This is a genomic window from Collinsella sp. CLA-ER-H2 (genome assembly GCF_040092405.1).
Taxonomy (GTDB): domain Bacteria; phylum Actinomycetota; class Coriobacteriia; order Coriobacteriales; family Coriobacteriaceae; genus Collinsella.
In genome coordinates this window covers 1-19,331 of the sequence record NZ_JBBNLO010000028.1, presented here as the reverse complement: position 1 = coordinate 19,331, position 19,331 = coordinate 1, and the positions used below count along the sequence as shown (strand labels likewise).

Sequence of the window (19,331 nt, the reverse complement as noted above, 5' to 3'; positions counted from 1 at the left end):
TAAAGCGTTCAAGAATTTCGTTCCGAATATTTTTTCCTCAACATCAAAGCGACCGAATACCTTTCGTTGCGATTGAGGGCAGCCAGAATGTAAATAGGAGCACTTAGAACTCCACACAAAAGGACGCACAGAATAAAAGACGCCCAATTCACTGGTACTGCAAGACAGGAAACGGCAGAGAATGCGAAACTCATGAGGACACAAGCGAGAAAACTCCTAGCGAAAGTGGGATAAAAAGTCATGTGCGAAATCCCGAGAACATGAGTCATGTAAAGTGGATTCGTAACGATAGCGATCAAGCTGGTGACTGCCGTCGTGGTTATCGCGCAGCCGTAGACACCCAAATCCGTAAACTCGAGGAGTACAACTGTTCCGATGACACTTACCACCCCGCCGATAACGGTAATGGCGGTAGGAACCTTGTTTTTCAGCGTCAGCGTATAGATGTAGTAGAGGGGGTTGACTAAACCCTCGAAGAAGGAACCCACAATACCGATCATCGTGAGGCTGTAGACAAGTGAGATGTCTTGACCCGGGATCCAAAGCTCGAAAAAGGGAATACCGAGAGCAAAAAACCCAGCGAAGATCAAGCTGGCAAAATAGCCCGACATCTTGCTTGATAGCTTAAGCCGAGACAGGAGAGCTTCTCTGTTGTCTGAGGAGTAGCTCTCCAAGAACAATGGCTGGAAAGCCTGGGAGACAAGCTGGTAGAGCCTGCTGAAGACACTGCTGAAAGTCCGCGATAGCGAGAGTTGGCCCATCGCGACCGCGCTTAGAAGCACATTCGCAAGCAGAAGGTCAATCCCACTGATAAGCACATTTCCTAAATTGTTAATCGAGTTCCAGATCCCGTTCACGAACAGGGTCTTCATTGCGCCTAACGAAAATAGGCTTGGACGAAGCTTTATGTCAGGAGTCAGCCGCCTATATATGCACATATTGCCGGCGAAGAGAACGAGACCGGCAGCCAGCAGTCCAAGCCCATAGTAGTAGGCGTGAGCATCGAAAACAGCATAAAGAGCGACGAGGATGGCGGCCTCGACAACGTACGAGGCGACCTGGAACAAGCCGTAAATATCCAATCTATTCTTCGTGTAGGCCGCTGAGGAGAAGGAGTTTGAACCGTTTGTTACAAGGAAGTTGACGAACACGAGCACGAATAAGTACTGAACGTCGGAGACAAGTCTGGCAGGGACATCAAGTACGCCATCAATGTTCGCTATGACCGGCAGCATACAGAGGAAGATAACAAGGCTAACTGCCGCATTAGCAAAGAATAGCGAAGTAAAATAAGTGCTTGCGGCCTTCTTGTCACCCCTCTGGTACTCGACGGCAATGAAACGGGTGGAGAATGAGTTGAGCGCAGTCATGGCAATCATCGCATAGCTCACAAACGTGTTCGCGAGCGTTATGAACCCGTATGCCTCGACGCCGAGCCTCTCGGTAATATAGGGTGTCAGTAGGAAATTGATTGCGAAGGCCAAAAGCGTAGCAACACCTGTCGTCAACATGGTGACAACCAGCCGATGTGCGCGCGAGGGGCTATTTCCAGTCTGCATGGCTACCTCCTAACGCCATGTGTCCATTCCGCAAAGGAGATGCTGGGCGACGCAAGGGAAGATCAGGGACGGCTTCAATTGCCCCCTCGGCTCTCAACTCATCATCGATGAGCATGCTGTCAAAGAGCAGGAGTAGGACCCAAACGATTTTCATGCCAAGTATTTGCTCCAGGAGCATATCTACGAGAAGCGCCAGTATCGCGAGGGTGGTGAAGTCACCGGCTCTCGAAGATCGGCATTTTCTAGAGGAATTCAATATGCAGACAATGGGGGCAGACGAGATCAGCAGGAAAAGCAGGCCACCCTCGACAAGGGATTCCAGAATCTGGTTGTGCGCGTTAGCGAAATCCCATCGGCCATACAGAATCGACGCCGAATCAGGGTCATAGTAGCCCCAGCCAGACAAGGGCCGCCGGGCAATCAGCGCCAATGCTTTTGTCCAAACGTCTGCGCGGCCCGTGAACGTTAAATCTTTCCCGAATGCCTGTTGCACAAAGTCACCGAGAAACCCGACGTTCCCCACAATCATCGCGACGGCAAAAGCTAGGTAGACCCCGGCGAGGACGTAGCCGTTGACTCTGGGCAAAGGAAGGAGCTCCGGCCAGATTCCCATGAGGACGCCACATGACATGATAGAAAGAGCGACAATCGAGGTGCTTGACTCCGAAATTGCCGCACCCATCAGGGAAACGACACACAGGGCGACGAGCCCAAGACGCGAAAAGAAGCTCGGAGAGAGCCTATGGCGCCAGTAAGCCACGGTAACGAGGGCCATGTACCAGTACATGCGGTTGTTTTTGTTGCCAAGAACCCATTCAGAATAATAGTGTTCGTAGCCGACCCCATCGGTAGTGTTCACGCCATAATAAATTCCGTCGGGAAACAAGACGAGCGAGATGAAGTCTGCAAAGACCGCTAGGGAGAGCATGAAAAGGAGTAAGCCGAGGGTAGACCTCTTTTCTCGTCGCAGCATGAGGTCGACAAGGCAGACAAACACAACGGTCCTGCCCCTCGAAACGACAAAGCTCAAGCCTAAGCCCGGCGAAGAGTGAAGCGCGCTAGCCGTCACGAGAAAGAGGTAGAAGGCTATGGAGCAAATGGCAACACGAGAGGGCTTGTATCGCTGAGCTACGAGATAGATAACCGTAGCCACAAGCGCGAGATTTCCGGTCTGATAAGTCAATGAGGTCGCGAACATGTCGGGCATCATGAAGGAGAAGCCAAAAACAACAAGCAGGACCGTTCCGAAGGTGATCTTGGTGTTAATGAGACTGCTTGTGGAGAAGGAACGAGACATCATATGCCCACCGCCAAAGCAAAGACCCGGTTAGGAAAGGCCTTGGCGTCCGCTTCGAAGGAGAATGATCCGCGCATCAAGCCCCTCGCGGCGCAGCTGACACGGTCGCGAAGGCCGGGGTTATTGGCAAGCGCCGTGATTGAGCTTGAATAGTCCGAAGGTGCCTCGCAATGAAGGTAGCTGACGCCGTTCTCGGCGGGAATGCCCTCGATCCCGATGTCGTTCGTGAGGACGGGAAGCCCTGCGGACATCGCCTCGAGAACCTTGACCTTGATGCCGGCGCCCATGCTCAGCGGAGCAACAAGGCAAAGCGCACGGGCAAAATAGGGCTCGACAGAGTCAACAAAACCGGTGAAGCTCACGCCCTCGCGCACACGAGAGGTTAGCTGCTCAGGAGGGTTGGCACCAACGACGGTGAAACGGTAGCCATCGCCCTCGAGGCTGGGGAAGACCTCGTCGAGGAACCAGAGCGCGGCAGACCAGTTCTCGCGCCTGCGCATGGCACCGTAGAACACAATCTCCCTCCGACCGTCATATGCTCGCTCGCTTCCCAGAAGCGACTGGTAATAGGGGCACCAAACCCAGAAATCGGTCTTGACACCTTCGCCGCGCACGAGTGCAAGGTCCTTGCGGTTGTTGAGGATGACGAGATCCGCGTCACCAAGTGCGGCGAGCTCGGCCTTCTTTAGAGTCGCGGCTCTTCCTCGCAAAAACGAACTTCCAGATATATCGGCGGCGCGTTCGGCGCCCTGGTAGGCGACATCCTCTTCAATGAGGACGAACCTAGCCCCCGGGAAGATCGCTCTCACCTTGTCGACGAGCAGACCCATCTGGGTCCACTGCAGGATGACGATGTCGGGCGCATAGCCAGAGCCAGCGATGGCCCTGATCGCGGAGAGCGCTTTAAACGCCTCGAAGTTATACGTCAAACCTCCGTAGCGGTTCCAAGGGTTCAGTCTGGTCTCCATGTTCAGTCCGGCCCAGAGGGCATGAGCGAGGCCCTCGGTCTTATGCTCGATTATCTCGTGCTCGATCCCGTAGCCGGAGAGATCGTCATTCGCCTCCCGATAGAACAAGGAGTCGGCGAACGTGACCAGCCTTACGTCGAAGCGGGGGTCGGCGTGCAGCGCCTTGAGGTAATAGTTGTGCACCTTGCCGCCCGCATGTGGGACGTTGTCATACGGGGCCGTCTTCGAGACCCATAGGACGTTTATCCTGTCAGCCATATCAGATATCCATTCTGCCGAGAATGAGGGTGATGGCCCCGAAGGCCCGAATGCGCACGAGCGTCACGAGCCCGACAACAGATAGGGGCATGCCCTTCAGCTCCATCCGTTCGAACGTGGGGGCATAGAAGGGGGTGCCAGCGAGGCGACGAGCGGCCTCCACGCGTTGCTGACTTGTGAGAGGGCTTTCGGGATGGAGGTACTGCCTCTTCAGGCACTTCGCATACATCTTGACTACCTTGAAGTCGAATTCTCCCTCGAACCACGAGTATCCGTTCTCGTCGATGAGGTCCCTTATTGACGAGAGGATGTCGTCGGTTATAGAGTCGAAGTCGGGGAGGTACCTGTTGCAGACAGAGCCCTCGTTGACCCGATAGTGGTAGACGGCCCTCGGGACCCTCCGCAGGTGATTTACGCGGGAGATGGCGTTGAGGTTGAAGAGAACGTCCTGCTCCTTCTTGAGCCCGGGCTTGAAACGCAGCCCGTTTTCGTCGAGGAAGGATCGAAGGTACAGCTTGCCCCAAGGCGACCCGAGGATAACGTCGTTAGCGGACTCGAAGCCCCTGCCGTTGAGGGCGAGCGCCATGAGACGTTGTCTATCGTTGCTGTCGAAGTCGCGCTGATCGCAGTTGATCATGGGAATCAGTTTGGTCTGCCCGTGTTTTTCCAGGAGGCAGTCACCAACGCAAATCTCGACGCCGTCCCCCATCCCCGAGAGAAGGGTCTCGAGCGAATCGGGCTCAAGCCAGTCGTCGGGGTCAACGAACATGACATAAGGACCAGTCGAGCTGGCGAGCCCGTTGTTCCGGGCGACGGAGACGCCCGCGTTCTCCTGATTGACAAGAGAGATGCGCGCATCCGCCTCGGCCCATCTTCGGCATCGCTCTCCGGAGTCGTCGCTCGATCCATCGTTGACGAGGACCATCTCCCAGTCAGGGAGGGTCTGGCTGAGGACGCTGCGGACGCAGTAGTCGACGTAGCTGCCGACGTTGTAGACGGGAACTACTATGCTTACGGTAGCTGGCAAATTATTCCACCTCAATCGCGCGGATTATCTCATTCGTTTTGGCGTCGAAGGTCTCGACGCAGGGGTGATCCTTGTAAGGTCTCGGGATTGCGGGTCGCCCATCAAGGCGCACCGCACGCCCCAGAGCTCGGCTGCCCCGTCCTCGCCCCGAGCGTTTTGACGGTCCCGCCGCTCGGCTTCTGACCTCTTCCTCGTGAGGGAGAAGCAGGACCTCAGTGCGCTGCCGAAGGTCGGGAAGTCGAAGCCCAGTGAATGCTGGCCCCGGCATGGCCACTCCTCCTCGCGGAGGCTATACCCACAGTAGGGTCTGAGTCGAAAAGGCCGACTATGGCCGCAATGGGATCGTCCCAAAAATCGCATCCGGGTTGGCGATGTAAACGTAGTCGCAGCCCTTCTCCTCGATGAGCCAGCGAACCTATGTTGATGCCCGCCAAATACCCGCCGTTCACCTAACTCTTGATGTAGTGAATCTTCGGGCTGGAGAAATCCCCAGCGAAGTCGTCCGAAGCAGCATCGTCCACCACGCAGACGTAATCCACGTTCGGAAACGTCGCCGCACGCTCCGCGAGAGCAAGCGTCAAGTCGTGCGATTTGTAGTTCAGGATCACGATTCCGTTGGCTGAGCACGTCATATGCGACCACCTCGGTAATAATCCGAGAACTGCTCGTCATGTTTCGGCACACGGCAATCATGCAGCCCCACCACACGGTTCCTTTGCGGCGGGATCCCGATTGAGAAAACCATGTATGCTGCAGGCAATCCTGTACTCCGCGCTGCCGAGGGCCGTGCAAAGGCGGAGGAGCGCAAGCCCAACCGGCCCAGCAAGCCGGAACCTCTCGAAATAGAGAACGATTGAGCGATGGTCTCTCTCGAAGGTGTCGACACTCGAGAAACGCCCACGAGCGTGATCGTGCACGTATGTCGCATCGCAGACAACGGCCTCCCTGAGGCCCGCTAGTTCGACCTGCTTGCCGAGGATGCGTTCCTCGCCATAGAGAAATGTACTCTCATCGAGGTACCCATTGTCGACGAGGAAGCTTGAGCGCATCCCGAGGAAAGCGCCGGGGACGGCGTCAACATAGACGAACCCCCCACCAGCGACTTTATCGTTCTGGGCAGCCAGTCTGCGTCGTTCGGCGCGTCTCCGCGATACGGCGAAGCAAAAGCCAATCGCGTCCTGAAGGCTCGGCAGGTCGTACCACTGCATGACTCGTGCCCCGTCATGGCCGAAGCGCCGCGTGGCAGCGACGGCTACGCATGGGTCGCTGTGGAGAACCTCGGAGACGGCCGAAATCGCATCGTCTCCGAACTCCACATCCGGATTTGCGATAAAGACATATTCGCAGCAGCGCTCTTCAACGAGCCAACGGAGGCCAATGTTGTTCCCGGCGGAATAGCCACCGTTCTCTCGGCTCTTTATGTAATGGATATTCGATTCCGAAAACTCTCCATCGAAATGGTCGCCCGACGCATTGTCGACAACGCAAACAAAATCGACGCTCGGCAAGCTAGCAGTACGCTTTGCAAGCGCAAGAGTCAAATCATGCGAGTTGTAGTTCAATATAACTACGCCGACAGTTGGTTTCGACATTCAATCACCACCTTAATAATAGTTAGGAGAGCTGTAAGCCGCTAACAAAGAAGAACGCCGCATGTAAGCGACGAGGCGCTCCTCCCAGTCGGGCATGTGGAAGCCGACCGACTCGAGCCTGGACAGGTCGAGCGCGGAGTGGACCGGGCGCGGGGCGACGGGGCCGGCGGCGTTCGCGTAGTAGTCGGCGGTCGATGCCGGCACGACCTTCTCGCCGTTGCCGTTGGCGGCCTCGAAGACGGCGCGGGCGATGTCGGCCCAGGACCTGACGGCGCCGGAGCCGGTGCAGTCGTAGGTGCCGTAGGGGGCGTGCGTCCCCAGCACGTGGAAGATGGCGGCGGCCATGTCGCGCGTGAAGGTCAGGCGTCCCCGCTGGTCGTCGACCACGGTGACCTGCTCGAGCCCGTCCTCCGGGTCGGCGACGCGGTCGGAGAGCGCCTTCATGGTCTTCACGAAGTTGTGCCCCTCGCCGATGACCCAGCTGGAGCGCATGATGTAGTGGCGGGGGCACCCGGCCACGGCGATGTCGCCCGCGGCCTTGGTCTGGCCGTAGACGGACAGCGGGCTGAGGGGCTCGTCCTCGTCATGGACCTCGGCGGTGCCGTCAAAGACGTAGTCGGAGGAGACGTGCACGAGCGTGATGCCGTGCCCGGCGCAGGTGCGGGCGAGGAGCGCCGGGCCGGTCGCGTTGGCCTTCCAGGCGATGACACGGCCCTCGGGGGTCTCCGCTTTATCCACGGCCGTGTAGGCACCGCAGTTGATCACGGTGCCGTAGAGCGACCAGTCGTACTGCGAATAGGCCTCCGGGTCGGACATGTCGAAGGTGTCGATGTCGCAGAAGTCGAAGTCCTTCGCCACGCCGCGCTCCTCGGCGAGCGCGCGCACCGCATGGCCCAGCTGGCCGTTGCAGCCGGTGACGAGGGTGCGCTTCGGCGCCATGGGGACGACGTCCTTCAGCATCGGGTGGTTGAGGTCGGCCTCGGAGACGGTGGCCTGGTCCAGCGGGATCGGCCACTCGATGGCGAGCTCGGGGTCGGCGAGGTTCACGAAGGTGTAGGTCCTCTTGAGCTCCAGCGACCAGTGGGCGTCCACCAGGTAGGTGTAGGCGGTGCCGTCCTCCAGGGCCTGGAAGGAGTTACCCACGCCGCGCGGGACGTAGATGGCCCTGGACGGGTCCAGGGTGCAGGTGAACACCTTCCCGTAGGTGGCGCTGCCCTCGCGCAGGTCCACCCAGGCGCCGAAGACCGAGCCGCGGGCCACGGAGATGAACTTGTCCCAGGGCTCCGCGTGGATGCCGCGGGTGACGCCGCGGCTGTCGTTATAGGAGATGTTGTTCTGGACGACCCTGAGATCGGGGATGCCCAGGGCGGTCATCTTGGCGCGCTGCCAGTTCTCCTTGAACCAGCCGCGCGAGTCGCCGTGGACGGCGAGGTCGACTACCTTGAGGCCCCCGATGCCGGTCTCGGTGACGGAGAGGTCCTTCTCGAATGCGATGTCTGCCATGTCTCTCCCCTCCTACTGGCCCTGCGCGCGGTAGCGGGCCTCGGTGGCCTCCTTGGCCGGGCGCCACCAGGACTCGTTCTCCACGTACCAGTCGATGGTGGCCTTGAGGCCCTCCGCGAAGTCGGTGTGCGCCGGCCTCCAGCCCAGCTCGCGCTGGAGCTTCGTGGAGTCGATGGCGTAGCGGCGGTCGTGGCCGGGGCGGTCGGCGACCCAGTCGAAGTCCTCGGGGTCCTTTCCCATCGCCTCCAGGATCATGCGCAGGACCGTGATGTTGTTCCTCTCGCCGTCGGCCCCGATGAGGTAGGTCTCCCCCATGCGGCCCTTGGTGAGGATGTCCCAGACGGCCGAGGAGTGGTCCTCGGTGTGGATCCAGTCGCGGACGTTCTCGCCCTTCCCGTAGAGCTTGGGGCGGACGCCGTCGACGATGTTCGTGATCTGCCTGGGGATGAACTTCTCCACGTGCTGGTAGGGGCCGTAGTTGTTGGAGCAGTTGGAGATCGTGGTGCGCAGGCCGTAGGTTCGCGTCCAGGCGCGCACGAGCATGTCGGAGCTGGCCTTGGTGCTCGAGTACGGCGAGGACGGGCGGTAGGGCGTCTCCTCGGTGAACTTCGCCGGGTCGTCGAGCGCCAGGTCGCCGTAGACCTCGTCGGTGGAGACGTGGTGGTAGCGGATGCCGTACTTCCTCACGGCCTCCAGCAGGCGGAAGGTGCCCTCGACGTTGGTGCGCAGGAACGGCTCGGGGTCGGCGATTGAGTTGTCGTTGTGGGACTCGGCGGCGTAGTGGACGATCGCGTCGTGGCCCGGCACCAACTTATCAAGCAGCTCCGCGTCGCAGATGTCGCCCACGACGAGCTCGACGCGGTCGGAGGGCAACCCCGCGATGTTCTCGGGGTTGCCGGCGTAGGTCAGCTTGTCCAGGACGGTGACGTGGACGCCCGGGTGGTTGTCCACCACGTAGTGCACGAAGTTGCTGCCGATGAAGCCGCAGCCGCCCGTGACGATGATGTTCTTGGGTTCGAAGATCTCAGACATGGGGGTTCCTCCTAGTACTCGCGCGGGCTGTTGACGATCTCGCCGGCGGCGACCTTCTTCAGGTGCCGGCCGTAGACCGACTTGCCGTAGGCCTTGGCGGCCTCCTCGAGCCCGGCGGTCGTGATCCAGCCGTTCTCCCAGGCGATCTCCTCGGGGACGGACACGGGGAGGTCCTGGGAGTGCTCGACGGCGCGGACGAACTCCGCCGCCTCGTGCAGGCTCTCCATGGTGCCGGTGTCCAGCCACGCGTAGCCGCGGCCCAGGGTGACGACCGACAGGGTCCCCTCCTCCAGGTACATCTGGTTGAGCGTGGTGATCTCCAGCTCGCCGCGGGCCGAGGGCCTCACCTCGTGCGCCTTGGCGGCCACGTCGCCCGGGTAGAAGTACAGGCCGGTTACGGCATAGGAGCTCTTGGGGCACTCGGGCTTCTCCTCGATGGAGACGGCCCTCCCCCCGCGGTCGAACTCCACGACGCCGAAGCGCTCGGGGTCGTCCACGTGGTAGCCGAAGACCGTGGCGCGGCCCGACTCGGCGTTCTGGACGGCGCGCGTCAGGTGGCGCGACAGGCCGTTGCCGTAGAAGATGTTGTCGCCGAGCACCAGGGCGCACGGCTCGCCGGCGATGAACCCCTCGCCGATGGTGAAGGCCTGCGCCAGGCCGTCCGGCGAGGGCTGCTCGGCGTAGGAGAGGTTCACGCCGTAGCGCGAGCCGTCCCCGAGCAGGCGCTCGAAGTTGGGCAGGTCGGTCGGCGTGGAGATGACCAGGATGTCCCGGATGCCCGCCAGCATGAGGGTGCTAAGCGGGTAGTAGATCATGGGCTTGTCGTAGACCGGCAGCAGCTGCTTGGAGGTCACGAGCGTGAGCGGGTACAGGCGCGTGCCGGACCCGCCGGCGAGGATGATGCCTTTCATTAGCTATAGCCTTTCTTTTCTAGCGGCCCTGCGGCCAGCACGGTTTCCCAGAAGGCGTGCGCAGCAGTCGACGCCGAAGGCGATGAACTCGACCAGATTGCCCTCCCTAAGGAGCTGGGAGGAGACCGCCTTGACGAGTCGGCCTCCTTCACCAATCTCACTTGCCTGCATGAGGTCGTCCGCATGCGTTTCGAGAAAGAAACCGACGGCACGGTTGCGGGCAAACTGTTGGGATGGCGTCAAGTTGTGCGAGTGATAGACCTCTGCACGCGGCTCGTAAGCCACCTTCATACCTGAGGCGATAAACCTGGCGGCCATGAGCATGTCCTCGTTGGTATTGACATGCTCGAATCCACCGCATTCGAGATATGCAGTTCGTCGATAGGCGGAACAGGTGTCGGAGGCAAAGAACGTCTTAATACCGTATTTTTTGAGATCACGTTTTGAACGGACGGAAGAAGAGTCAGGGTAGTTGAAACCACGCACCAGCTGCTCAAAACGGCGAGCATCGACCTTGGGTAGCTGCCTACCACTAACAAGCGCAATCTCCGAATCATCTACCATAGGAGCAACAAGCAGCTCCAGGTAATCATCGGAAACAGGCACGGCATCTTGGGTGAGAAAACAGACAAAATCGCCACGCGACTCCCTCAGTGCCAAATCCCTTGTGCCGCCATGGTTAAAATCCTGCCGATCAATTTGCAATAGGCGAACGCCTTTATGCTTCCGGATTAACTCGATAGTTCTATCTTCCGATGCGGAATCGACGACCAAAATCTCAATCGGCTGTATTGACTGCCGTCCGAGCACAGTCAAAAGTCCCTCGATATCATGTTCCGCATTAAGGGTCGGAATGATGACGGAGATGTCCATCTATCGCCCCGTCCTCTCTTTACCGAACATAGCGCCGAAAGTGCCGGTAAAGCACTTCCAATCCATTCGGAAGCAGCGATTCTGAACGTAGCGAAGCTCAATCTTTTGACGCAAACCACTCTCAAACGTCGCTTCGTTACGATCGGTTGCCTGCCATAAGCCGGTAATGCCAGGCTGGACAGAAAGAAGCACCGCCTTTTCTTCATCCGTAAAATGCTGTTCAAGCTCATCCCTTGTAATGGGGCGAGGACCAATAACGGACAGGTCACCGTTCAGCACATTAAGGAACTGTGGTATCTCGTCGATAGAGCATTTGCGAATAAACCTGCCAACTCTGGTAATGCGTGGGTCATCGTCGACCTTGCGCTCGACTTCCCACTGATGTAGCTGCTCAGGACTCAAATACTTCTGCACATCACCCGCATCGGCGACCATACTACGAAGCTTGAAGATCTTGATGGTCTTTCCGCCCTTGCCGACGCGATCTTGCGTATACATAGGACTGCCGGGTGATTCAAGGCTAATGAGCGCGCACACGATGGCGATGGGGATAAGCAGCAGCACACTCATCAAAAGACTGAATACAAGGTCAAACAGCCTCTTAATAAAGCGGTAGCCAAGCGTACCGCTCGGTTTAATCTCTTTAATAGCCAGTGCATCCCCCACAGATACACAACTCTCTGTTACTTCTTTAGCAGCCACAATAAAACTTACGTCCCTGTCCCCAGGAACCCCCCCCCCGTCTATGAATTCAAAATGCGAACGAATTGCCGGCGCAACGTCTCCCTTACGTTTTGCTGGGCACGTCTAACGGAAGCAGCTCCCTAAATGTGGAGTCACCCTCGCCCACGTCTACCAGGCACCAGCGTTTATGACGGTCGATCTTCTTTACGCGGGCCTCTTGCCCCACCAAGGGGCCCTGCTCTATGTGCAACACGCCGCCTTCTATGCGCGCGACGCTGTTGCGTACCACACCTTCGTCGTCGAGCACACTGCGGTACCAGTCCTGCACATCGTCCGGCATGGGCATGTACGCCCGCTCCCTACTGCCGGCGATGCGGCAGCCAAAGCTCAACTGGGCCAAAGCCCTATCGAGCGCGACGGCATCGTGCGTGGCGACGAAGAAGTATTCCTTGTACATAGGTTTGGTTTGGAGCGACCATGCGCCGTCCCGCTTAAACCAGAACTCCTTTTGCATTACAAAAGCGTCCTGCATAAGATTGCGCGGGATAATGTGGCGGACCTTTTCGCAGGTCTCACGCTCTTTACCATTGGGGGTGTGAACCAGATACCAGCGGACGCGGCCATGCTGGCTGTTGGTGGTGGCGCCGTTAAATGCGCCCGGCAGCTGTTCTTGGCGCCGTGCCGTCTGTTCCATGTTCTCGCCCCCTCTTTTGGCTTTGCGATGCACGCAAATGCAGGGGCGTTTAGAACAGGCTTCTCGCTCGCAGCTAGGCGCAGTCGCAAAAGTACAGGTTTTTGTATCTTTCGACAGACGACATTATACGAGCAATTAATCAGCGTTTACCCAGATTACGCAAAATGTACTGCTAGTAGGTACATCTCCATACCCCTCTACAAAAACCTGTACCTTTTTGTGCAACAAAAAAAGCCGCTCAACCAGCGGCTTTTCTTATTTGGGCATGAAAAAAGGCGACCGACCTATGCGGACGGTCGCCTTTGTTAATTGTTGTGAAGCTTGCCTTAAGCGCGAGTCTTGATCTCCTCGAGCACCTTGGCCACAAACTCGTCAACGCTCATCTGAACGGTCTCGTTGGAGCGATCGCGGACGGAGATGTTGCCGGCCTCGACCTCCTTCTCGCCCAGGATGAGCATGTAGGGCACGCGGTCGATGCTGCGGGCCTCGCGGATCTTGTAGCCGATCTTCTCGTCGCGGTCGTCGCAGACCACGCGAATGCCGGCCTCCTCCAGCTTAGCGCACACCTCGTGAGCGTAATCGCGGCTCTTCTCGGAAACCGGAAGAGCCTTGACCTGCACGGGAGCCAGCCAGGTGGGGAACTTGCCCGCAAAGTGCTCAATCAGAATACCAATGAAGCGCTCGATGGAGCCAAAGCACACGCGATGCAGCATGATGGGGCGCTTCTTGGTGCCGTCGGCGTCCACGTACTCCAAGTCAAAGTTGAGCGGCATCTGGAAGTCGAGCTGGACGGTACCGCACTGCCAGGTACGGCCGAGCGAGTCCTCCAGGTGGAAGTCGATCTTGGGGCCATAGAAGGCGCCGTCGCCCTCGTTGACCTCGTAATCCATGTGCAGCTGCTCCAGAGCGGTGCGCAGACCCTCCTCGGCGCGAGCCCAGTCCTCGTCCGAGCCCATGGAGTCCTCGGGGCGGGTAGAAAGCTCAACGTGGTACTTAAAGCCAAACTTCTGGTACACGGAGTCGATAAGGTTGACCACGCCCACGATCTCGTCGGTCAGCTGGTCGGGACGCACAAACAGGTGGGCGTCGTCCTGGTTAAAGCAGCGCACGCGGAACAGGCCGTGCAGAGCGCCGCGCAGCTCGTGGCGGTGCACCAGGCCAATCTCGCCGGCGCGGATGGGCAGCTCGCGGTAAGAGTGCGGCTTGGAGGCGTACACCAGCACGCCGCCCGGGCAGTTCATGGGCTTAATGCAGTACTCTTCGTCGTCGATGACGGTGGAGTACATGTTGTCCTTGTAGTGGTCCCAGTGGCCCGAGGTCTTCCACAGCTGCTTGTTCATGATGAGCGGCGTGGAGATCTCCACGTAGCCGGCCTTGTGATGGATCTCGCGCCAGTAATCCAGCAGCGTGTTCTTAAGGATCATGCCGTTGGGCAGGAAGAACGGGAAGCCGGGGGCCTCGTCGCGCATCATAAAGAGGTCCATCTCGCGGCCGATCTTGCGGTGGTCGCGCTTCTTGGCCTCCTCCAGCATGTGCATGTGCTCGTCGAGCTCTTCCTTGGTGGCAAAGGCGACGCCGTTGATGCGGGTGAGCATCTTGTTGTCCTTGTCGCCCTTCCAGTAGGCGCCCGAGACGCCGGTGAGCTTAAAGGCCTTCAGAGCCTTGGTGTAGCAGATGTGGGGGCCGACGCACATGTCGATGTAGTCGCCCTGCTGGTAGAAGGTGATACGGGCATCGTCGTCCAGATCGCCGATGTGCTCGACCTTGTACTTCTCGCCGCGCTCCTCCATAAGGGCGATGGCCTCGGCGCGGGGCTTCTCGTACACGGTGAACTTGAGGTTCTCCTTGACGATCTTTTTCATCTCGGCCTCGATCGCAGGGAAGTCGTCCTCGCTGATCTTGACGCCCTCGGGCAGGTCGACGTCGTAGTAGAAGCCGTTGTCGGTCGCGGGGCCGTAGGCAAAGTCGGCCTGGGGGTACAGGCGCTTGATGGCCTGCGCCATGATGTGCGCGGCGGAGTGGCGGATGACGTGCGTGACCTCGTCATGCGGGAGCTCGGCCACCGAACCGTCATTGTAGAGTGCCTTCATGGGTATGTTTTCTCCTCTCGGATGCAAATACATGCTGTTGCAGATACGTGCGTTTTAACTTGAATCATTATAGGCAGGTTGCCTTGGTATACAAGCGCCCGCCGCACCTTAATGGAGCGACGGGCGATTATTCACGCAACCGATACCGCGCGGGGCGAAACCCCGCATCGATACGATGCGCTATTGGATGCGAGTTCGGCAGTACGGGCAAACCTTCCAGTGCGCATCGAGCGGGCGATGGCAGCTGGGGCACACGTTGCGAACCTGGGTGTCACACACGGGGCAGACCACAAAGTCCTTCTCGATGGGGGCACCGCACTGCGGGCAAGTGCCGTACTGGGCAAGCTGGCGCTCGCGCAGGGCCATGTCCAGCTCCTGCTCCTCGCGGTCGGCCGCGTAGGAGTGCGGGCGCAGGACCAGGTAGGCGATGAGACCCACAAACGGGATAAGGGCGATGATGCCCCACGCCACGTAAGCGCTGGCGCCGCGGCGGCGAGCGTCGATGAACACATAGACGACCGACAGCACGTACAGGGCGATGATAAAGCCCACGAAGGCATAGATGACGCCCATAAGCTGCGGCGACATGAGCTCGTTGATGTATTTGGACATTGAGGTGTACCTTTCGGAATATTTACAGTGCTGTCAAGTTTACCACGGGGTTTGTTTATATGGGACCACGGCTGGGTACGGGGCTGGCGCGGACACAAACATCTCAATCTGTAACAGATGGGAGCGGAATCCGGGTCTAGATGTTACAGATCAAGACAAACGGACGACCCGCCAGACTTACGTCTCAATCTGTAACATCTAGAACCAGAATTTCCTTCTTCCTGTTACAGATCGAGACAGAGGAAACTGTCCAAATCTAATGTCTCAATCTGTAACAGTAACTCGGCAAAACGGAGCCCAGATGTTACAGATCGAGACAGAAGAATCCCTCCTCGACTTCAATCTCAATCTGTAACAGTTAGGACCGAAATTCCTCGCTTTCTGTTACAGATCGAGACAAACGCGGGACCCGCCTGGCAAATGTCTCAATCTGTAACATCTGGGACCCAAATCCTCTGCTTACTGTTACAGATCGAGACAAAACTCCGACATCTGAGCCGGCAGACGAGGTCGTTGACGTTGCGGGGTCTCCCCTCGCCTGCCGTTGGCGGGTGTTGCGGGGCTGTTCGCCGCATTGCCACCGCACTGGGGGTGTGCAGACCGTAGGATAGTCTTATTGACAGCCTGTCAACTCGTCTGGGAGGCACAGTGACAGAAACGTTTGATATCGCGATTGTGGGCGCGGGCATCACCGGATGCGCCATCGCGCGGCAGCTCGCGCGGTTTGACCTGTCCATTTGCGTGGTCGAGGCGGCCAACGATATCGCGCTGGGTGCGTCGAAGGCCAACGGCGGCCTGGTGCACGCCGGCTACGATCCGGCGCCGGGCACGGTAAAGGCGCAGGTCAATGCCCGCGGATGCAAGCTGTATGGCACCTGGGCCCAGGAGCTGGGCTTTTTGTTTAGCCGCACCGGGTCCATGGTACTGGGCTTTAACGATCAGGACCGAGCGCATCTGGAGCAGCTGCGGTGCAACGGCCTGACCAATGGTGTGCCAGAGCTGTCGATCATTGGCCCCGACCGCATCCATGAGCTGGAGCCGCGCGCCAGTGCCGAGGCGACCTGCGCACTGTGGTGCCCTTCGACCGGGTTTGTCGACCCGTTCGAGGTCGCCATCGCCGCACTGGAGAACGCCGTCGCAAACGGGATAACGTTTATGCGATCCGCGCCGGTGGAGGCGATTGAGATTGCTGGCGGCGACGGCCCCGTGCGCTTTACGCTTGCGACGCCCGCCGGCGACGTGCGCTGCAGCTATCTGATCAATGCTGCGGGCAACGGCGCCGCGGACATCTCGCATATGGCGGGCGCCGAGGAGTTCCAGATGGTATGGCGCCAGGGCAACATCGTGGTGCTGGACAAGGAACCGCGCGCGCTCATGCCGCTCTACCCCGTTCCCACGCCGGTGTCGAAGGGCGTCATTGTGACGGGCACCGTGCACGGCAACACCGTGATCACCGCGACCGCCGCCGTGCGCGAGCCGGGCGACACGCAGACGTACGCCGGCGACGTTAACGCTCTGCTGACCGGCGCGTGCAAGCTGGTGCCCGATCTGGACACACGCCGTGTGGTGCGCGCGTTTGCCGGCGGTCGTCCGGTCATTAAGGGAACAAATGACTTCTTTATTGGGCAGTCGGCCGTCGTACCGGGGCTGTTTCAGGCGGCGGGCATTCAGTCGCCGGACGTGGCGAGCGCGCCGGCCATTGCCGAGCGCATGGAGCAGGTCCTGCGCGAAGCCGGTGTGGCTCTGCGCGAGCGGGCCGATTGGGATCCGATTCGCCGCGCGCCGGACGACTTTGACCGCGCGCCGCTTACGCGCAAAGGGGAACTGATCGAGTCCGACCCCGCGTGGGGACAGATCGTCTGCCGCTGCGAGACGGTACCCGAGGCCGAGATCGTGGCAGCAATTCGGCGCCACCCGGGCGCGATTTCGGTCGAAGGCGTCAAGCGACGCTGCCGTTCCGGCATGGGTCGGTGCCAGAGCGGTTTTTGCCAGAGCCGCGTGGTGGCGATTCTGGCCCGAGAGCTGGGCTGCGACCCCAGCGAGGTGCTGCTGGAGGACACTGGCTCGTGGCTCGTTGAGGGACCTTTGAAGGGGGTGCGCTAGGATGGCGACGTTTGATATGCGCAACGAACGCGCGGAGGCAGGAGCTACAGAAGCGGTGCAGACGCAGGCGTTCGACGTCGTCGTTATCGGCGGCGGACCTGCCGGCATGGCGGCCGCACTTGCCGCGCACAAGGCCGGCGCGCGCGTGGCCATCGTGGAGCGCGAGCAACACTTGGGCGGCATCCTGCGCCAGTGCATTCACCCCGGCTTTGGCCTTTCGCACTTTAAGCAGGAGCTCACCGGCCCCGAGTATGCGCAGCGCTTTATCGACCAGGTGCGCGCGACCGACATTGCGCTGTTCTTGGACAGCATGGTGCTTGGGATTGATTCGGGCGAGTCCACGGAAGACGCCATACTCCGCACCGTCACGCTCATGAATCCCTCCGGTATGCTGCAGCTCACCGGGCGTGCGGTCGTCCTTGCCATGGGTTGCCGCGAGCGCACCCGAAGCGAGATCAAGATTCCCGGCAACCGACCCGCCGGCGTGTTTACGGCCGGCCTGGCGCAGCGATACATCAACATCGAGAACCTCAAACCCGGCTCGCGCGCCGTCATTTTGGGCTCGGGTGACATCGGACTGATCATGGCGCGCCGCTGCACGCTCGAGGGGATTTCGGTCGAGGGCGTGTACGAGCTCATGCCGTACGCCAACGGCCTGCGTCGCAATGTGAAGAACTGCCTGGACGACTTTGGCATTCCGCTGCACCTGTCCACCACCGTCACGCGCGTAATCGGTCACGATCGCGTGGAAGCCGTCGAGGTGAGTCAAGTCGACGAGCACCTGGCACCCATTCCGGGGACCGAGCGCGTTGTTCCGTGCGACACGCTACTGCTTTCAGTGGGCCTGATTCCCGAGAACGAGCTTTCGGTTGCCGCGGGCGTGGAGCTGGATCCCCGCACGCGCGGTGCCGTGGTGGACCAGAACCTGCAGACAGGCGTTCCGGGCATCTTTGCCTGCGGCAACGTGCTGCACGTGCACGACCTGGCAGACAACGTGACGACCGAGTCCGAACGCGCAGGTGCAGCCGCGGCGGCATACGCGTTGGGTGTCGGCGATAGCATGGGCGCCAGCTGCGAGCTCACGGTCTCCCCCGCCGGCATTGCGGGCTACGCACTGCCGGGACGCATTACGGCTGTGGCACTCACCAAACTCAACTTCCGCGTGCGCCGACCGGTCGATTCCGCCCGTGTGCGCATTCTGGCAGGCGACGAGGAATTGTTCGCAGGCAAGGTCCGCCCGTTTAAACCGAGCGTAATGGAAAGCTTCCCGCTGCCGGCAAAGGCGATTCAGCGCGTACTCGACCTGGGTGTTAGTGAGATTGTCCTGTCCGTCGATCCCGTTGAGGAGGCGTAAAGCCATGAGCGCAAATGTGATCGAGACGCTGCAGTTCAACTGCACCACCTGTCCCTCCGAGTGCCTCCTGACCGTGGAGGTCGAACGAAGCGCAGACGGCGCCGTGGTAGAGGTGCGCTCCGTGACCGGCAACAGCTGCCCGCGCGGCGATGCATTCTCGCACCAGGAGCTCACCTGCCCCATGCGCGTGCTCACCACCACCGTAGCCGTATCCGGCGGCGACGAGGCGCTGCTGCCCGTGCGCACGGCCGAAGCCATCCCGCTCGAACTCCATGCCCAGGCCATGGACCTCATTCGCGGCCTGGTCGTCGACGCCCCCATCCGCATGAGCGATGTAGTCCTCCCCAACCTCCTAGACACCGGTACCGACCTCATCGCCAGCATGGGCATCGACCCTGCGTAGGTAGCTCATTTGGGACGGGGCTCTTTTAGCTACCCCGCCATCCACCCCGCCCCTCCTCAATTGCGGTGAAATAGTTCCTGATTTCCGCCAAACCCCGGCATCCGGGAACTATTCCACCGCAACTATCTTTGGAATTGGTATTTAGCCTGTGCCTACTTTAGTGCCATTTCAAAACTATGCCGGATTACGGGGCTGATTCGGATACCCACATCCATACCGGCGATTTTCGATTTTTGATAAACCCTCTACCTGCACTGATAATTGTTCTCGGGGGAAGCGGGCACTGCGGGGCGCGGCAACGGCGCGCGATTTCCGCGTCGCAGCGCTACCCTGATGCTGAATGCCGGGACGATGACCCACTGACCTGCTGA

At 59.6% G+C, this 19,331-nt stretch carries 17 protein-coding genes; 3 read left to right on the top strand and 14 right to left on the bottom strand.

Annotated elements, in window-relative coordinates; translation table 11 throughout:
- Positions 1–8 precede the first annotated feature (8 nt).
- From AAAX59_RS08120 to AAAX59_RS08055, 14 genes are all read right to left on the bottom strand, one after another.
- Positions 9–1,559, bottom strand: a complete 1,551-nt coding sequence (locus AAAX59_RS08120; protein WP_349071407.1) for a lipopolysaccharide biosynthesis protein — start codon at positions 1,557–1,559, stop codon at positions 9–11.
- On the bottom strand, positions 1,543–2,859 hold the full coding sequence (locus tag AAAX59_RS08115; RefSeq protein WP_349071406.1) for an O-antigen ligase family protein: 1,317 nt from the start codon (positions 2,857–2,859) through the stop codon (positions 1,543–1,545). Before AAAX59_RS08115 ends, AAAX59_RS08120 begins: the two co-directional genes overlap by 17 nt.
- Positions 2,856–4,082 (bottom strand): glycosyltransferase, encoded by a 1,227-nt coding sequence (locus tag AAAX59_RS08110; protein WP_349071405.1) that lies wholly within the window; start codon positions 4,080–4,082, stop codon positions 2,856–2,858. Before AAAX59_RS08110 ends, AAAX59_RS08115 begins: the two co-directional genes overlap by 4 nt.
- Before the next feature lies 1 nt (position 4,083).
- On the bottom strand, positions 4,084–5,109 hold the full coding sequence (locus AAAX59_RS08105) for a glycosyltransferase (RefSeq protein ID WP_349071404.1): 1,026 nt from the start codon (positions 5,107–5,109) through the stop codon (positions 4,084–4,086).
- A 449-nt stretch (positions 5,110–5,558) separates the two neighbouring features.
- Positions 5,559–5,741 carry a hypothetical protein gene (locus tag AAAX59_RS08100; protein WP_349071403.1) on the bottom strand — a complete coding sequence of 61 codons (183 nt, stop codon included), beginning with the start codon at positions 5,739–5,741 and terminating at the stop codon, positions 5,559–5,561.
- A 57-nt stretch (positions 5,742–5,798) separates the two neighbouring features.
- On the bottom strand, positions 5,799–6,701 hold the full coding sequence (locus AAAX59_RS08095; protein WP_349071402.1) for a glycosyltransferase family 2 protein: 903 nt from the start codon (positions 6,699–6,701) through the stop codon (positions 5,799–5,801).
- A gap of 12 nt (positions 6,702–6,713) precedes the next feature.
- Positions 6,714–8,204, bottom strand: coding sequence for a sugar nucleotide-binding protein (locus tag AAAX59_RS08090; RefSeq protein WP_349071401.1), 1,491 nt, complete (start codon positions 8,202–8,204; stop codon positions 6,714–6,716).
- Positions 8,205–8,216: 12 nt separating this feature from the next.
- Entirely contained in the window at positions 8,217–9,236 is a 1,020-nt protein-coding gene (gene rfbB, locus AAAX59_RS08085; RefSeq protein ID WP_349071400.1) for a dTDP-glucose 4,6-dehydratase, read from the bottom strand.
- A gap of 11 nt (positions 9,237–9,247) precedes the next feature.
- A complete protein-coding gene (rfbA, locus tag AAAX59_RS08080; protein WP_349071399.1) occupies positions 9,248–10,147 on the bottom strand; it encodes a glucose-1-phosphate thymidylyltransferase RfbA in 900 nt (299 codons plus the stop codon).
- Between the two features lie 3 nt (positions 10,148–10,150).
- Positions 10,151–11,020, bottom strand: a complete 870-nt coding sequence (locus AAAX59_RS08075; protein ID WP_349071398.1) for a glycosyltransferase family 2 protein — start codon at positions 11,018–11,020, stop codon at positions 10,151–10,153.
- Entirely contained in the window at positions 11,021–11,722 is a 702-nt protein-coding gene (locus AAAX59_RS08070) for a sugar transferase (protein ID WP_349071397.1), read from the bottom strand.
- Positions 11,723–11,807: 85 nt separating this feature from the next.
- The gene (locus AAAX59_RS08065; RefSeq protein WP_349071396.1) at positions 11,808–12,398 is read right to left on the bottom strand and encodes a hypothetical protein; all 591 of its coding nucleotides are present in this window, start codon (positions 12,396–12,398) and stop codon (positions 11,808–11,810) included.
- Positions 12,399–12,724: 326 nt separating this feature from the next.
- Entirely contained in the window at positions 12,725–14,488 is a 1,764-nt protein-coding gene (gene thrS / locus AAAX59_RS08060) for a threonine--tRNA ligase (protein WP_349071395.1), read from the bottom strand.
- A gap of 180 nt (positions 14,489–14,668) precedes the next feature.
- Positions 14,669–15,100: a zinc ribbon domain-containing protein gene (locus AAAX59_RS08055; RefSeq protein ID WP_089571655.1), complete on the bottom strand. Its 432-nt coding sequence runs from the start codon at positions 15,098–15,100 to the stop codon at positions 14,669–14,671.
- A gap of 648 nt (positions 15,101–15,748) precedes the next feature.
- On the opposite strand from AAAX59_RS08055, the gene AAAX59_RS08050 reads away from it, so the two are divergent.
- Genes AAAX59_RS08050 through AAAX59_RS08040 form a run of 3 tightly spaced genes read left to right on the top strand, consistent with a single transcriptional unit; the run spans position 15,749 to position 18,960 of the window.
- The gene (locus AAAX59_RS08050; RefSeq protein WP_349071394.1) at positions 15,749–17,203 is read left to right on the top strand and encodes an NAD(P)/FAD-dependent oxidoreductase; all 1,455 of its coding nucleotides are present in this window, start codon (positions 15,749–15,751) and stop codon (positions 17,201–17,203) included.
- A gap of 16 nt (positions 17,204–17,219) precedes the next feature.
- Positions 17,220–18,557 carry an FAD-dependent oxidoreductase gene (locus tag AAAX59_RS08045; protein WP_349071416.1) on the top strand — a complete coding sequence of 446 codons (1,338 nt, stop codon included), beginning with the start codon at positions 17,220–17,222 and terminating at the stop codon, positions 18,555–18,557.
- 4 nt (positions 18,558–18,561) lie between these two features.
- A complete protein-coding gene (locus tag AAAX59_RS08040; protein WP_349071393.1) occupies positions 18,562–18,960 on the top strand; it encodes a DUF1667 domain-containing protein in 399 nt (132 codons plus the stop codon).
- Positions 18,961–19,331: the final 371 nt, after the last annotated feature.

Excerpts from the sequence above, each read along its gene's own strand:
- AAAX59_RS08120 (WP_349071407.1), bottom strand. The coding sequence starts at position 1,559 with ATGCAGACTGGAAATAGCCCCTCGCGCGCACATCGGCTGGTTGTCACC.
- AAAX59_RS08115 (WP_349071406.1), bottom strand. The coding sequence starts at position 2,859 with ATGATGTCTCGTTCCTTCTCCACAAGCAGTCTCATTAACACCAAGATC.
- AAAX59_RS08110 (WP_349071405.1), bottom strand. The coding sequence starts at position 4,082 with ATGGCTGACAGGATAAACGTCCTATGGGTCTCGAAGACGGCCCCGTAT.
- AAAX59_RS08100 (WP_349071403.1), bottom strand. The coding sequence starts at position 5,741 with ATGACGTGCTCAGCCAACGGAATCGTGATCCTGAACTACAAATCGCAC.
- AAAX59_RS08095 (WP_349071402.1), bottom strand. The coding sequence starts at position 6,701 with ATGTCGAAACCAACTGTCGGCGTAGTTATATTGAACTACAACTCGCAT.
- AAAX59_RS08090 (WP_349071401.1), bottom strand. The coding sequence starts at position 8,204 with ATGGCAGACATCGCATTCGAGAAGGACCTCTCCGTCACCGAGACCGGC.
- rfbB (WP_349071400.1), bottom strand. The coding sequence starts at position 9,236 with ATGTCTGAGATCTTCGAACCCAAGAACATCATCGTCACGGGCGGCTGC.
- rfbA (WP_349071399.1), bottom strand. The coding sequence starts at position 10,147 with ATGAAAGGCATCATCCTCGCCGGCGGGTCCGGCACGCGCCTGTACCCG.
- AAAX59_RS08075 (WP_349071398.1), bottom strand. The coding sequence starts at position 11,020 with ATGGACATCTCCGTCATCATTCCGACCCTTAATGCGGAACATGATATC.
- AAAX59_RS08065 (WP_349071396.1), bottom strand. The coding sequence starts at position 12,398 with ATGGAACAGACGGCACGGCGCCAAGAACAGCTGCCGGGCGCATTTAAC.
- thrS (WP_349071395.1), bottom strand. The coding sequence starts at position 14,488 with ATGAAGGCACTCTACAATGACGGTTCGGTGGCCGAGCTCCCGCATGAC.
- AAAX59_RS08055 (WP_089571655.1), bottom strand. The coding sequence starts at position 15,100 with ATGTCCAAATACATCAACGAGCTCATGTCGCCGCAGCTTATGGGCGTC.
- AAAX59_RS08045 (WP_349071416.1), top strand. The coding sequence starts at position 17,220 with ATGCGCAACGAACGCGCGGAGGCAGGAGCTACAGAAGCGGTGCAGACG.
- AAAX59_RS08040 (WP_349071393.1), top strand. The coding sequence starts at position 18,562 with ATGAGCGCAAATGTGATCGAGACGCTGCAGTTCAACTGCACCACCTGT.